Genomic DNA, 13,786 nt, shown 5'->3' with positions numbered 1-13,786 from the left:
TCTGATAGCGGCCTTCGCCCGGTGGGCGAGGCGGTCGTGGTCGCGGCCGGGGCATGATTCCCGCAAATGAACCTGAGTTCCGGGCTGTTTCCGCGTTTTCATCGAAATGCGGAAATCGGTCAGGGACGTGACTTTGAGCACTTCCTGTGGATCAGATTCCTGTCTGTCTGGAAGGCGCTCCGTCGGGTTTGTTGGCATGGGATGCCTGATCAGGCGGGTGGATGGGGCGCAGGAGAAGCGCCGCCTTTCCATCCGCGATTTCGTGAGGATTTTATGAGCGGTCGCACAAAGGTAGAGTTCAAGGATCTCGTTCGTCCCGAGGGCGGCGAGGCCGTTATTTTTTCAGATGAGAATCTGACGTTTTCGCCCTTCGTGACGGAGTGGCTGGGGGAAGCCGGGCTCAAATTCGTGCGCCGCGCGGCTAAAGTTGAGAAATTCACCGGCAAGGCGCGCAAGACGCTCGTGCTGGCCGCACCGCAGGGCATTGCCGTTGACAGGCTTGTCGTCGTCGGGCTGGGGTCTTCCAAGGATATCGCCGGCGCGGATTGGGCGCGGCTGGGCGGCGTATCGCTGTCGCGGCTGACGTCTTCGGAGCCGGCGATTGTTCTCGATCTGCCTGCGGGCGAGCCGGTGACGGCTGAGGCCGCTGGCGATTTTGCCCTCGGCCTTGCTCTGCGCAGCTATCGCTTCGATCGTTACAAGACTGCTCCCAAGGATGAAAACGGCGATGCGCCGGGCGATGTTCCGCAAACGGTGACAGTGCTGCTGGCGGATGCCGCTGCGGCGCGGAATGCGCGCAAGGACGCCAAGGCGGTGGCGCAGGGCGTCAACCTTGCCCGGGAGTTCGTCAACGAGCCGCCGAATGTGCTCAATCCTGAAGAGTTTGCGCGTCGCGTCGGCGAACTGTCGCAGCTCGATGTCGCCGTCGAAGTGATTGGCGAGAAGGAGCTGGCGGAATTGGGGTTCCGCGCGCTGCTCGGCGTGGGGCGTGGCTCCCGGTTCGAGAGCCAGGTCGTGGTGTTGCGCTGGAAGGGCGCGTCGAATGACGAACAGCCGGTCGCTTTCGTCGGCAAGGGCGTCACTTTCGATACGGGCGGCATCTCCATCAAGCCCGCTGCCAGCATGGAAGATATGAAGGGCGATATGGCCGGCGCCGCTACGGTGGTCGGCCTGATCCATGCGCTTGCCAGGCGCAAGGCCAAGGTCAACGCCATCGGCGTGATCGGCCTGGTGGAAAACATGCCGGACGGCAAGGCCCAGCGGCCGGGGGACATCGTCACCTCCCTGTCAGGCAAGACCATCGAGATCATCAATACCGATGCGGAAGGCCGCCTCGTGCTTGCCGACCTGCTCTGGTATACGCAGGATCGCTTCAAGCCCCGCTTTATCGTCAACCTCGCCACGCTGACAGGCGCGATCATCGTTGCGCTGGGGCAGGAAAATGCCGGCCTGTTCTCCAATGACGACGAGCTTTCCGACAGGCTGACCAAGGCTGGCCGGGCCACTGGCGAGACCGTGTGGCGGCTGCCGCTGCAGGCTGAATATGACAAGCTGATCGATTCGAAGTTCGCGGATGTCAAAAACACCGGCGGCCGTTTCGCGGGGTCGATCACGGCGGCGCAGTTCCTGCAACGCTTCGTCAATGATACGCCATGGGCGCATCTCGACATTGCCGGCACCGGGATGGCTGCCAAGCAGACCGATATCAACCAGTCATGGGGATCCGGCTGGGGCGTTCGTTTGCTGAACCGGCTCGTTCGGGATCATTACGAGGCCGAATGACCGAGGTCCTCTTCTATCACCTGCAACGCCAGCCGCTTGAGGCCGTGCTGCCGACGCTTGTCGAAAAAAGCGTCGAACGCGGCTGGCGTGTCGCCATCGAGGTGCCGGGGGAGGAACGTATGACCGCCCTCGACGACCATCTGTGGACATACAAGGATGACGGTTTCCTGCCCCATTGTACGGACAGGGAGCCCGATTGCGCGCATGAGCCGGTGCTGCTGACCACTGGCAGCGCCAATCTCAACAATGCGGACATCCGCTTTCTGGTCGATGGCGCGTCGGTGGGAGATGATGCGGCGGGATATCAGCGTATCGTCCTTATGTTCGACGGCACGGATGACGTAGCGTTGTCCCGCGCCCGCGAGGAATGGCGCAAGGTGCGCGCCATGGGGCTGGAAGCGACCTACTGGCAGCAGGACGACAATGGCCGCTGGTCGAAGAAGGGGTGAGGCATGCGCGGAACGGGGGATTTCCCGAAGGTGAGGACCATGAAGGTGAGGACAATGCCGAAACACGCTTTTGCCACCGCCATTGCAGCAGCTCTGCTCATGGTTTCCCCCATTGCCGTAGCGCAGGCCCCGCAGGAGGGAGAGCCTGCGCAGCAGCAGGCTCAACAGCAACAGCAGCAACAACCAGAGCCGGCCAGAGCGCGGGGTGATGAAGCGCTGCGACTGCCACCGGCTGCGTCGGTCAAGCAGTTCGTGAACATGGGCGGCAAGCCGCTCAATTATTTGGTGACGGCTGGCCCCATTGTGCTGCGTAACGACGCCGGCGAGCCGCAGGCCGAGGTTGGCTATGTCGCTTATACCGTGGGCGACATGCCGGATCCGTCGCGGCCCGTTACCTTCGTGTTCAATGGTGGCCCCGGCGCGGCGTCCGCTTATCTGAATTTCGGCGCGCTCGGCCCGCGCCGCCTCTCATACGGCAATACCGGCGAAGGCCCGTCGACATCGCCGCGCCTTGAGGACAACCCGGAGACATGGCTGGCGTTCACCGATCTCGTTTTCATCGATCCTGTCGGGACGGGATACAGCCGCTTCGCCAATGACAACCGCGATCTGCGCAACGCCGTGTGGTCGATGGATGGCGACATCAGATCGCTGGCATCGGTGGTGCGCCGTTATCTGACGGACAATGACCGGTGGCAGTCGCCCAAATATCTTGTCGGCGAAAGCTACGGCGGTTTCCGCGTACCCAAACTCGCTTCGCGGTTGCAGAATGAGGAAGGCATCGGTGTCAGCGGCATCGTCATGATTTCGCCGGTGCTCGATTTTACGACGCAGTCGGACAGTGATGGCTCCGTGCTGTCGTTCGCGACACGTATTCCGTCCTTGGCGGCGCTCGGGTTGCAGCGTGCAGGCACGCCGGTTTCGCGTGAGGCGCTCAAAGACGCCGAGGATTATGCTCGCGGTGACTTCGTTGTCGATTTCCTGCGCGGCCCTGGCGATCCGGACGCCGTTAACCGAATCGCCGACCGTGTCGCCGAACTGTCCGGTCTGGATCGTGAGTTTATCGCGGGTCAGGCAGGGCGTTTGGATATCGCGCAGATCGCGCGTGAACTCGGCCGCGATAAGCAGTCGGTTGCCAGCCTCTACGACGCGACGGTTCTGGGGCTCGATCCTCTGCCTTTCGTGCGCAATTTTCAGCCGCGAGATCCGATTCTTGCTGCCAGCATCGCACCGCTGACCAGCACAGCGACGGACTTTATCGGCCGCATTGTCGGATGGCGGGTGGATGCCCCATATCGGCTGCTCAGCAACGAGGTGAATGCGGGCTGGAGTTGGGGAGCGAATCGCAGCGAAGTTCCCGAATCAGTCAGCGATCTGAGAGCTGCGCTTGCACTCGACCCCGCCTTGAAGGCGCTCATCGTTCATGGCGCAACGGATCTCGTCACACCATATTTTGATAGCCAGATCGTTATCGACCGCCTGACGCCCCTTGGCGCGGCCACGCCGCAGGACCGCGTACAGCTCGAAGTGCTGAAGGGGGGACACATGTTCTACAGCGACGACGAATCGCGGGCAGCCCTGACCGCAGCAGCACGCAAGCTCTACGAATCCGAATAAAACAGCTTACGCTCCACCCGATCCGATCGGGTTGAGCGCACGAGGACGGCGAAGTCGACAATCTGGCATACTGATTCTCGGTTTATTCCGCGAACGCTCAGCCGCAAAAAATCAGGCCCTTTCCGCCTGCCAGAGGCGAAAAGAGCCTGATTGAATGCCTTGATAAGGCCTCTGCGCTTATGGCTGGCCGGGCAGTGCCCACCAGCCTGCGCATAAGGGTTATCAGAGCCAGTACGGACCGATGCCGTAGTAATCGTGGATGCGCTGCTCGTAAGCGCGGTCGCGCCAATCCGGACGCTCCTCTGCGCCAAACTGGGGGGCGCCCTCAAGCTGCTCGCGGGTGAGGTGGACGACGTAGCCGCCCTGGTTGACGTCATACGTCAGAGCCGACCACGGCAGCGGATGATACTTTTCGCCAATGCCGAGGAAGCCGCCGAAGGACAGGACGGCGTACGCGACGCGGCCGGTCTTCTTGTCGATGATGATGTCGTGGATGGAGCCGAGGTCTTCTCCGGCTGCGTTGTAAACGGCAGTTCCGGAAACGTTGTCCGCGCCGATCAGAGTCCCTGCGGTGTCGTCGAGATGAGCCATCTTGCCCTCCTGCTGGTTCTGGATCTGGAAGGTGCTTGACCTTCCTGCTGCTTCCCATCGCAGATAAACCCGTCGTCAATACGCATTTGAGAGCGTATTGACCTTATCGTGACCGGCTTTATCTGCTGCGGTCGCTCCAATAACCGTGCTGGAGAGGCGATAGTTCCGCTCGCAATCACACTATTTTCAGCAATACATGCTTTTTCTTGCCAAGAGAAAGCTTGATAACGCCTTCATTGCCAACATCCGCGAGCGTCAACTTGGCCTTTTCATCGCTGACTGTGACGTCATTGACTTTAAGGCCGCCACTCTTCACCTGCCGCCTGGCCTCGCTGGTGGAGGCGACGAGGCCGGTGTAATCCGGCCCGAAGGCGGAGAGAACTCCAAGCCCTGCCTCCAGCGCATCCCGATTGATGTCATGGCTCGGCAAATCCTGAGCCAACGCGCCTTCTTCAAACGTTTTGCGCGCAGTTTCCGCTGCGGCCTCGGCTGCTTCGCGACCGTGCAGCAGGGCGGTGATCTCGGTGGCGAGGATTTTCTTGGCGTCGTTGCGTTCTGCGCCTTCCAGCGCTTCAAGCCGCGCGATTTCGTCCAAAGGCAGATCGGTGAAGATGCGCAGGAAGCGCCCGACATCCGCATCTTCGGTGTTGCGCCAGTACTGCCACAAGCCGTAGGCGGGCAGCAGGTCGTCATTAAGCCATACAGCTCCACCCGCCGACTTGCCCATTTTGGCGCCAGATGCCGTGGTGAGCAGCGGCGATGTCAGGGCAAAGAGCTGCTTGTTGTCGATCCGGCGGCCAAGCTCCATGCCGTTGATGATGTTGCCCCACTGATCCGAGCCGCCCATCTGCAACTGGCAGCCATAACGACGCGACAGCTCCAGGAAGTCATAGGCCTGCAGGATCATGTAGTTGAATTCGAGGAACGACAAAGATTGGTCGCGATCAAGCCGCGTCTTCACCGATTCGAAGCTGAGCATACGATTGACCGAGAAGTGCCGGCCCACGTCGCGCAGGAAGGGAATGTATTCCAGCTTGTCGAGCCATTCGGCGTTGTCGACCATTACCGCGTCGGTGGGGCCGTCGCCGAAGGTTAGAAAACGCGAGAACACCTTGCGGATGCTCTCTTTGTTGGCCTCGATCTGCTCGTCGTTAAGCAGGGGACGTGCATCGTCGCGGAAGGAGGGGTCGCCGATGCGGGTGGTGCCGCCGCCGAGCAGCACGATTGGCTTATGGCCGCTTTGCTGAAGGCGGCGCAGCATCATGATGTTGGTCATGTGCCCGACATGCAGGCTGGCTGCCGTCAGATCATAGCCCACGTAAGCCGTTATCCTGCCGGACAGTGCAAGGGCATCGAGGCCCTCGGCGTCGGAAGCCTGGTGAATGAGGCCGCGCTCATCGAGCGCACGGAGGAAATCGGAACGGAAAACGGTCATCAGTCTGCTTTATCTGGAGGATTGGTGTCCGATCCACGTAAAGGATCGCGCCGGTCTATAACAGCTTGCGCCACGAATGGAAATCAGCCGCATGCCGGCAACAGGGCAAATAACCGTTGGCGATTCGCTCATCAAGGCCGCGATGCTGCTGCTGCGGGCCACTTTCACGCATGATTCGTGGCGCACACAATGCGGAAGGCCTGTATTGTACCCATCGATGAAATTATTTGTGCGGGCGTGAATCATGGCGGGACAGATTTTTCGGGCAGTCGGATTGATGAGTGGTACGTCGATGGACGGCATCGATCTCGCATTCGTCGAGACAGACGGCGTAACGGTGCAGAGTCTCGGTCCGGCGGGCATGCACCCTTACGATGAGGCTGATCGCCTGCTGCTACGCCGCGCAATTGGCGCTGCGGCGGGAATCAAGTCACGCGACGAGCGGCCCGGCCCTCTGGCGGATGCGGAGGCCATGGTGACACATCGCCACATCCGGGCGCTTGAGGGGTTTTTATCGACCTGCAAGCTGAAACACGGTGGCGTGGACGTCATCGGTTTCCACGGGCAGACGGTTCTGCATCGTCCTGAAGAGGGATTGACCGTCCAGATCGGCGATGGTCAAGCTTTGGCTGCTCATTTCGGCGTGCCGGTGGTTCATGATTTTCGCGCCAACGATCTGGCGCACGGAGGGCAGGGCGCGCCGCTGGTGCCGCTGTTCCATCAGGCACTGGTGCGCAAGGTCAAGGCTGTGGGGCCGGTCGCGGTTCTCAACCTCGGCGGGGTGGCGAATATCACCTATGTCGATACCGATGACAGCGACGGGTTGATTGCCTGCGATACCGGGCCGGGCAATGCCCTCATCGACGATTTTATGCTCAACCGCACCGGCTCTCCTGTGGACCGCGATGGCGACAGCGCCAGCCGTGGCGAGGTGAATGAATCGGTTGTCACCCTGCTGATGCAAGATCCGTTTTTCACCCGTCAGCCACCAAAATCTCTGGATCGGAATGCCTTCAACGTGCCGGATCTTTCCGGGTTGTCGGTGGCGGATGGGGCCGCGACGTTGACGGAATTCTCGGCCCGCGCCGTGGCGCACGTCATTCCTCTTTTGCCGCATCCGCCAAAGCTCTGGGTCATTTGCGGTGGCGGCGCACGCAACCGGGAACTGGTGCGACGCATAGGCGTCAACACCGGCGCACGCGTTGTTATCGCCGATGAACTGGGGTGGTCTGCCGATTCCATGGAAGCGCAGGCATTCGCTTATCTGGCCGTGCGGAGCCTGAAGGGGCTGCCGCTGTCACTGCCAGGCACAACGGGTGTGTCCGAACCCACAACCGGCGGTGTGGTCGCAGGCGGGTAGTCAGAGGACGCGTTGGACCGGGGCACGAAACCGAATCAGCAACCGAATGCCGCCGGGTGGACGCTTCGCCCGTGACACGAATCACGTCTGAGGGAAGCGAAAGTCACCCCTTGGCAGAAAGGCGCGATGTCACGTCATAGAGGCAAACGGCTGCGGCGTTGGACACGTTGAGGCTCTTGATTTTTCCCGGAACGTCAAGCCGCGCCAGTACGTTGCAACGCTCGCGCGTCAGCTGGCGCAATCCTTTGCCCTCGGCGCCCAGCACGAGCGCCAAAGGCCGCCTGAGAGGAACATCCGCGAGAGCCTGCTCGCCTTCCGAATCAAGCCCCACGCAGAGATAACCGCGCTCGGACAGCGTTTGCAGCGCACCAGCCAGATTTCGGACGATGACGAACGGCACATGCTCCAGCCCCCCGGAAGCAGATTTCGCCAGCACGCCAGTTGCAGCGGGGCTATGACGCGCAGTGGTCACGATAGCATCCACCCCGAAAGCGCAGGCGGTGCGAACAATGGCGCCGACATTATGCGGATCGGTAAGCTGGTCAAGGACCAGAATAAGTGATTCGGGCGCCAGATCTTCCACCGTGAGCGTCGGGAGCGATTCGGCATAGAGCAACATCCCTTGATGAACCGAGTCAGCACTGACCAGACGGTCGATCTCTGACGGTCGCACGATGGTTGGCATAATGGGAAGGTTGTGGAAAACCTCCGTAAGCCGACGTGCCGCATTCTCCGTGACGAGCAACGACTTGAAACGCCGCGCGGGATTCGCCAGCGCCTCATGAACTGCATGCCAGCCGTAAAGGATAACGCCATCCTCTTCGTGCTCGCCCGTGCGATCCGGCCCTCTGCGGTTGCTGGCCATTCCACGACGCCAATGCGGGCCAGCGCGGTGTGTGCCTGCTGGACGGGGACGGCTGGGTTTATCGTTCATTCTGACGGTTCCTGATTGCGTGCTGCATACGTCGCATGATCGCCACGGATTTGCCAATCCGCGTCACCTCCGGCGCACTGGGAGAAACACAGCTGGCGAAAAAACAGTCCGAATAAGTGTTGACATTGCCATGCGGTCCGCTCTAAGTACCGCCCGCTGCTTCCGCCGATGCGGACGCCACACTGTGATTTGCAGGAGATGGCGTTACGTGCGGTGGTCTGCCGGAATGGGCCGGAGGAGTGCCCGAGTGGTTAAAGGGGACGGACTGTAAATCCGTTGGCTACGCCTACGTTGGTTCGAATCCAACCTCCTCCACCACCCGTTCCGGGACTGTGTGTGTCGCGCGGGTGTAGCTCAATGGTAGAGCAACAGCCTTCCAAGCTGATGACGAGGGTTCGATTCCCTTCACCCGCTCCAGTCACAGGTGCGAAAGATCGGGAGAACGATCCGGTCGCGCCAGATTGACGCGGGATGCCACGCGCAGGCAGAGAAAGTTACGTATGGCGCCGTCCCGGCTGGTGGGGCCGGACGAGGCGCTGGTAAGCCTTCTGTATCGGAAGATACAGGGGGCGTTTCAGTTCGGGACGAGAGAGCGACGTCGATGGCGAAAGAGAAGTTTGAGCGGACTAAGCCGCATGTGAACATCGGAACGATCGGTCACGTCGACCACGGCAAGACGTCGTTGACGGCCGCGATCACGAAGGTTCTTGCCGAGAAGGGCGGAGCGTCCTTCACGGCTTACGACCAGATCGACAAGGCGCCTGAAGAGCGCGCCCGCGGTATCACGATCTCGACGTCTCACGTTGAGTACGAGACGGAGAACCGTCACTACGCACACGTCGACTGCCCCGGCCACGCCGACTACGTGAAGAACATGATCACCGGCGCTGCCCAGATGGACGGCGCGATCCTGGTGGTGTCTTCCGCTGACGGCCCGATGCCGCAGACCCGCGAGCACATCCTGCTCGCCCGTCAGGTCGGCGTCCCGGCACTCGTCGTGTTCATGAACAAGGTCGACCAGGTTGACGATCCGGAGCTTCTGGAACTCGTCGAGCTGGAAATCCGCGAGCTTCTGTCGAAGTACGAATTCCCCGGCGACGACATTCCGGTCGTGAAGGGTTCGGCACTTGCAGCGCTTGAGGATTCGAACGCTGAAATCGGCCGTGAAGCGGTTCTGAAGCTGATGGAAGCGGTTGATTCGTACATTCCGCAGCCTGAGCGTCCGATTGACCAGCCGTTCCTGATGCCCGTCGAAGACGTGTTCTCGATCTCGGGTCGCGGTACGGTTGTGACGGGTCGTGTTGAGCGTGGCATCGTCAAGGTCGGTGAAGAAGTCGAGATCATCGGCATCCGTCCGACCGTGAAGACGACCGTGACGGGCGTTGAAATGTTCCGCAAGCTGCTGGATCAGGGTCAGGCTGGCGATAACGTCGGTGCTCTGCTTCGCGGCACGAAGCGTGAAGACGTTGAGCGCGGTCAGGTTCTGGCGAAGCCGGGTTCTGTCAAGCCTCACACGAAGTTCAAGGCTGAGGCTTACATCCTGACGAAGGAAGAAGGCGGCCGTCATACTCCGTTCTTCGCGAACTATCGTCCTCAGTTCTACTTCCGCACAACGGACGTTACCGGGATCGTGAAGCTCCCGGAAGGAACGGAAATGGTGATGCCGGGCGACAACATCTCGGTTGAGGTGGAGCTGATCGTTCCGATCGCGATGGAAGAGAAGCTGCGCTTCGCTATCCGTGAAGGCGGCCGTACCGTCGGTGCAGGCGTCGTCGCTGAAATCATCGCTTGATTATCTGTCTGCGCATGCAAAAGATGCGCAGACATCAAAAATACGACAAAATGATTCGCAGCTTTTGCGCTGCGAATCTCTAGGAGTGTAGCTCAACTGGCTAGAGCACCGGTCTCCAAAACCGGGGGTTGGGGGTTCGAGTCCCTCCACTCCTGCCAATTCGGCAGGTATTATGAGATTATCAGGCTGGGCAGCTATCTGAGGCAGATAGCTGCCCAGCCTGATTTTACTTTCCAAGGCGCTGTCTGGCAGCCTGTCATCGATTGGCGGGTCTCCTTTATTTGCCAGCTTTTTCCTGGCTCGGATTAAAGATTCCCTTAGGTTTCACCCTTGACGGGACGCGAATCTAAAGGTAAACAAGTCCGACTTTCGGCAAGCCGTAGGTTTTCTGGTTCGAGGCGCCTAGCCTTGATGGATAGACCCTAAACGTTGCCGTTCTTAGCACCGACTGGCCGCAAGTATGGCTTGATTGTCAGATCTGGAGCATGATCAGGTGAGAATCTGATCCTCTGCGTGTGCAAGTGCTTGATGCTTTATTGCATCAGGCACGATAGCGCGTTGTCATTTGTATCCTGACGGATTCATCTTTGGCGGCGCGGCTCAATCGATTTGTTTCAGGGGCCGCTGGCTCTGATGAAGGATTAGGCCAACGGCCGACGTTGTGGATGGTTCGCCATCCAGCGGTTGAAAACGAGAGAAGATAGTATGCCGACGATCAGCCAGTTGATCCGCAAGCCGCGGACGGCGCAAAAGAGCCGGAACAAGGTTCCTGCCCTCGAGTCTTGCCCGCAAAAGCGGGGTGTCTGCACGCGCGTTTACACCACAACGCCGAAGAAGCCGAACTCTGCTCTCCGTAAGGTTGCTAAGGTTCGTCTGACGAACGGTTTCGAAGTTATCGGTTATATTCCTGGTGAGGGTCACAACCTCCAGGAGCACTCTGTGGTTCTTATCCGCGGTGGCCGCGTAAAGGACTTGCCGGGCGTGCGCTATCACATTCTTCGCGGTGTTCTCGATACCCAGGGTGTCAAGAACCGCAAGCAGCGCCGTTCGAAGTATGGTGCCAAGCGGCCGAAGTGATAAATGCGTATCGGGCTGTTTGTTATCAATTGATGTGCAGCGCCTGATTTTCGTTTGAGATGTTTTTTAGGGCAATTCGGGTAAATTAAAAGATTTCCCTTGTCCTTAGTTCTAGGCGGAGCGAAAGCCGATGTCCCGTCGCCATAGTGCGGAAAAGCGCGAGATCATTCCGGACGCAAAGTTCGGCGATATCGTCGTCACCAAGTTCATGAATTCCATTATGCGTGATGGCAAGAAGTCCGCAGCCGAGGCTATCGTCTATGGCGCCTTCGATGTCATCGAGCAGAAACTGAAGACCGAGGCTCTTCCTGTGTTCAAGCAGGCCCTCGACAACGTTGCGCCGGCCATCGAGGTTCGGTCGCGTCGTGTCGGTGGTGCGACGTACCAGGTTCCTGTCGAAGTCCGCAATGAGCGTCGTCAGGCGCTTGCAATCCGCTGGCTCATCACGGCTGCCCGGGCACGCAATGACCGCACGATGGTCGAGCGTCTTTCGGCCGAGCTGATCGATGCATCAAATAGCCGTGGTAATGCCGTGAAGAAGCGTGAAGACACGCATCGCATGGCTGACGCCAATCGCGCTTTCTCGCACTACCGCTGGTAACGAACCGGGTCACACGGAGCCACGACGATGTCTCGCACGCACGCAATTGCCGATTACCGCAACTTCGGAATCATGGCGCATATCGACGCCGGCAAGACCACGACGACCGAGCGTATTCTGTTCTTCACTGGTAAGAACCACAAAATCGGCGAGACGCATGAAGGCGCCGCGACGATGGACTGGATGGACCAGGAGCAGGAGCGTGGCATCACGATTACGTCGGCTGCGACCACCTGCTTCTGGCAGGGTCACCGCCTGAACATCATCGACACCCCCGGCCACGTCGACTTCACGATTGAGGTGGAGCGTTCGCTGCGCGTGCTTGACGGTGCCGTGTGCGTGCTTGATGGCAGCCAGGGCGTCGAACCGCAGACCGAAACTGTCTGGCGTCAGGCCGATAAGTACGACGTGCCGCGTATCGTGTTCGTCAATAAGATGGACAAAGTCGGTTCTGATCTGTTCAAGAGCGTTGACTCCATCATCGATCGTGTTGCCGGCAAGCCTGTGCTGTTGCAGATTCCGATTGGCGCGGAAAATGACTTCGTTGGCGTGGTCGATCTGATCACTCAAAAAGCGATCATTTATCCCGATTCCCAGGGCAACTTTGACGAAACGGATATCCCTGCTGATCTCGCTGAGCTGGCGGCAAAGTACCGCACGAAGCTTATTGAGGCCGCTGTGGAGCTCGATGATGACGCAATGGCTGCTTACCTCGATGGTCAAGAGCCCGACGTCGAGACGCTTCGTGGTTTGGTCCGCAAGGCCGTGCAAGGTCGTGCGTTCCATCCTGTGTTGTGCGGATCTGCGTTTAGAAATCGCGGTATTCATCCGCTTCTCGACGCAGTCGTGAACTATCTGCCGTCGCCGCTTGACCGTGGCGCGATTAAGGGCATCGACTTCAAGACGGAAGAGCCGACCGAGCGGAAGCCTTCTGACGAAGAGCCTCTGTCTGTTCTTGCGTTCAAGATCATGGATGACCCCTTCGTCGGGACTATTACCTTCTCGCGTATTTACTCAGGCGTGTTGAGGGCTGGCGATTCGGTATTGAACTCGACTCGTGACAAGAAAGAACGTATCGGCCGCATGTTGTTGATGCATGCAAATAACCGCGAAGACATTAAAGAGGCGCATGCTGGCGATATCGTCGCGCTTGCTGGCCTCAAAGAAGTCCGCACCGGTGATACGCTTTGCGATACGGCGAAGCCGGTCATTCTTGAGCGTATGGAGTTCCCGGAGCCGGTCATCGAGATCGCAATCGAGCCGAAGTCCAAGGCTGATCAGGAAAAGCTCGGTATCGCGCTTTCCAAGTTGGCTGCCGAGGATCCTTCCTTCCGCGTTTCGACGGACAGCGAGTCCGGTCAGACAATTCTGAAGGGTATGGGCGAGCTGCATCTTGACATCAAGGTCGACATTCTTCGTCGCACCTATAAGGTCGATGCAAATATCGGTGCTCCTCAGGTGGCTTATCGTGAGCGCATCTCGAAGAAAGTCGAGATCGATTACACGCATAAGAAGCAGACGGGTGGTACGGGACAATTTGCACGTGTGAAGCTGGTAGTTGAGCCGGCTGAGGCGGGTGAAGGGTATTCGTTTAACTCCAAGATCGTCGGCGGTGCGGTGCCTAAGGAATACATCCCTGGCGTCGAAAAGGGCCTCGAAAGTGTTCTGGGTGCGGGTATTCTCGCTGGCTTCCCGGTCGTTGACCTGAAGATCGAGTTGATCGACGGCGCTTATCACGAAGTCGACTCTTCGGCGCTGGCGTTCGAAATCGCTGCCCGCGCTGGTTTGCGTGAAGCGCTTCAAAAGGGCGGATCCGTACTGCTTGAGCCGATCATGAAGGTCGAAGTGGTGACACCGGAAGATTACACCGGCTCGGTTATCGGCGATCTCAACTCTCGTCGCGGTCAGATTCAGGGGCAGGATATGCGCGGCAATGCCGTTGTGATCGATGCCATGGTGCCGTTGGCCAATATGTTCGGTTACGTCAATACGCTGCGCTCAATGAGCCAGGGGCGTGCGACGTACACAATGCAGTTCGACCATTACGAGCAGGTCCCCTCAGCGGTTGCTCAGGAAGTGCAAGCCAAGTACGCCTAATAATTTGGACGTACAGGTATTGACTTCAATATTCAGGAATTGATCGGCTAA

General features: G+C 59.3%; 11 protein-coding genes and 3 tRNA genes. 11 read left to right on the top strand and 3 right to left on the bottom strand.

Features of this window, described 5'->3' with window-relative positions; translation table 11 throughout:
• Positions 1–273: 273 nt before the first annotated feature.
• The 3 genes from FHS81_RS14370 to FHS81_RS14360 are packed head-to-tail and all read left to right on the top strand — an operon-like array spanning position 274 to position 3,848.
• Positions 274–1,782: a leucyl aminopeptidase gene (locus tag FHS81_RS14370; protein ID WP_183754132.1), complete on the top strand. Its 1,509-nt coding sequence runs from the start codon at positions 274–276 to the stop codon at positions 1,780–1,782.
• On the top strand, positions 1,779–2,231 hold the full coding sequence (locus FHS81_RS14365; protein ID WP_183754131.1) for a DNA polymerase III subunit chi: 453 nt from the start codon (positions 1,779–1,781) through the stop codon (positions 2,229–2,231). The genes FHS81_RS14370 and FHS81_RS14365 overlap by 4 nt, the downstream gene beginning before the upstream one ends.
• Positions 2,232–2,285: 54 nt before the next feature.
• Positions 2,286–3,848, top strand: a complete 1,563-nt coding sequence (locus FHS81_RS14360; RefSeq protein WP_183754130.1) for a S10 family peptidase — start codon at positions 2,286–2,288, stop codon at positions 3,846–3,848.
• A 222-nt stretch (positions 3,849–4,070) separates the two neighbouring features.
• Here FHS81_RS14360 and FHS81_RS14355 read toward each other — a convergent pair whose 3' ends face one another.
• Together FHS81_RS14355 and tyrS are read right to left on the bottom strand one after the other, a co-directional pair.
• The gene (locus FHS81_RS14355; protein ID WP_183754129.1) at positions 4,071–4,439 is read right to left on the bottom strand and encodes a PRC-barrel domain-containing protein; all 369 of its coding nucleotides are present in this window, start codon (positions 4,437–4,439) and stop codon (positions 4,071–4,073) included.
• A gap of 175 nt (positions 4,440–4,614) precedes the next feature.
• Positions 4,615–5,874, bottom strand: a complete 1,260-nt coding sequence (tyrS, locus tag FHS81_RS14350; protein ID WP_183754128.1) for a tyrosine--tRNA ligase — start codon at positions 5,872–5,874, stop codon at positions 4,615–4,617.
• 244 nt (positions 5,875–6,118) lie between these two features.
• Here tyrS and FHS81_RS14345 point away from each other — a divergent pair, with 244 nt between their 5' ends.
• Positions 6,119–7,234: an anhydro-N-acetylmuramic acid kinase gene (locus FHS81_RS14345; RefSeq protein WP_183754126.1), complete on the top strand. Its 1,116-nt coding sequence runs from the start codon at positions 6,119–6,121 to the stop codon at positions 7,232–7,234.
• Positions 7,235–7,337: 103 nt separating this feature from the next.
• On the opposite strand, the gene rlmB is transcribed toward FHS81_RS14345, so the two are convergent.
• Positions 7,338–8,168 (bottom strand): 23S rRNA (guanosine(2251)-2'-O)-methyltransferase RlmB, encoded by an 831-nt coding sequence (rlmB, locus tag FHS81_RS14340; protein WP_183754124.1) that lies wholly within the window; start codon positions 8,166–8,168, stop codon positions 7,338–7,340.
• A gap of 233 nt (positions 8,169–8,401) precedes the next feature.
• Here rlmB and FHS81_RS14335 point away from each other — a divergent pair.
• From FHS81_RS14335 to fusA, 7 genes are all read left to right on the top strand, one after another.
• A tRNA-Tyr gene (locus tag FHS81_RS14335) sits at positions 8,402–8,486 on the top strand.
• Between the two features lie 25 nt (positions 8,487–8,511).
• A tRNA-Gly gene (locus FHS81_RS14330) sits at positions 8,512–8,585 on the top strand.
• A 184-nt stretch (positions 8,586–8,769) separates the two neighbouring features.
• Entirely contained in the window at positions 8,770–9,960 is a 1,191-nt protein-coding gene (tuf, locus tag FHS81_RS14325; protein ID WP_183754115.1) for an elongation factor Tu, read from the top strand.
• 81 nt (positions 9,961–10,041) lie between these two features.
• Positions 10,042–10,118, top strand: a tRNA-Trp gene (locus FHS81_RS14320).
• Positions 10,119–10,665: 547 nt separating this feature from the next.
• On the top strand, positions 10,666–11,037 hold the full coding sequence (rpsL, locus tag FHS81_RS14315) for a 30S ribosomal protein S12 (RefSeq protein WP_183754122.1): 372 nt from the start codon (positions 10,666–10,668) through the stop codon (positions 11,035–11,037).
• Between the two features lie 130 nt (positions 11,038–11,167).
• Positions 11,168–11,638, top strand: a complete 471-nt coding sequence (gene rpsG, locus FHS81_RS14310; protein WP_183754120.1) for a 30S ribosomal protein S7 — start codon at positions 11,168–11,170, stop codon at positions 11,636–11,638.
• 27 nt (positions 11,639–11,665) lie between these two features.
• Positions 11,666–13,735: an elongation factor G gene (fusA, locus tag FHS81_RS14305; RefSeq protein WP_183754117.1), complete on the top strand. Its 2,070-nt coding sequence runs from the start codon at positions 11,666–11,668 to the stop codon at positions 13,733–13,735.
• Positions 13,736–13,786: the final 51 nt, after the last annotated feature.

Source organism: Pseudochelatococcus contaminans, assembly GCF_014195635.1.
Lineage (GTDB): Bacteria > Pseudomonadota > Alphaproteobacteria > Rhizobiales > Beijerinckiaceae > Pseudochelatococcus > Pseudochelatococcus contaminans.
The sequence above is the reverse complement of the archived record's forward strand: the minus strand, read 5'-3'. Positions and strand labels throughout refer to the sequence as shown.

Coding starts and splice junctions, on each gene's coding strand:
- tyrS (WP_183754128.1), bottom strand. CDS start 5,874: ATGACCGTTTTCCGTTCCGATTTCCTCCGTGCGCTCGATGAGCGCGGC.
- FHS81_RS14355 (WP_183754129.1), bottom strand. CDS start 4,439: ATGGCTCATCTCGACGACACCGCAGGGACTCTGATCGGCGCGGACAAC.
- FHS81_RS14345 (WP_183754126.1), top strand. CDS start 6,119: ATGGCGGGACAGATTTTTCGGGCAGTCGGATTGATGAGTGGTACGTCG.
- FHS81_RS14360 (WP_183754130.1), top strand. CDS start 2,286: ATGCCGAAACACGCTTTTGCCACCGCCATTGCAGCAGCTCTGCTCATG.
- rpsG (WP_183754120.1), top strand. CDS start 11,168: ATGTCCCGTCGCCATAGTGCGGAAAAGCGCGAGATCATTCCGGACGCA.
- FHS81_RS14370 (WP_183754132.1), top strand. CDS start 274: ATGAGCGGTCGCACAAAGGTAGAGTTCAAGGATCTCGTTCGTCCCGAG.
- FHS81_RS14365 (WP_183754131.1), top strand. CDS start 1,779: ATGACCGAGGTCCTCTTCTATCACCTGCAACGCCAGCCGCTTGAGGCC.
- fusA (WP_183754117.1), top strand. CDS start 11,666: ATGTCTCGCACGCACGCAATTGCCGATTACCGCAACTTCGGAATCATG.
- tuf (WP_183754115.1), top strand. CDS start 8,770: ATGGCGAAAGAGAAGTTTGAGCGGACTAAGCCGCATGTGAACATCGGA.
- rlmB (WP_183754124.1), bottom strand. CDS start 8,168: ATGAACGATAAACCCAGCCGTCCCCGTCCAGCAGGCACACACCGCGCT.
- rpsL (WP_183754122.1), top strand. CDS start 10,666: ATGCCGACGATCAGCCAGTTGATCCGCAAGCCGCGGACGGCGCAAAAG.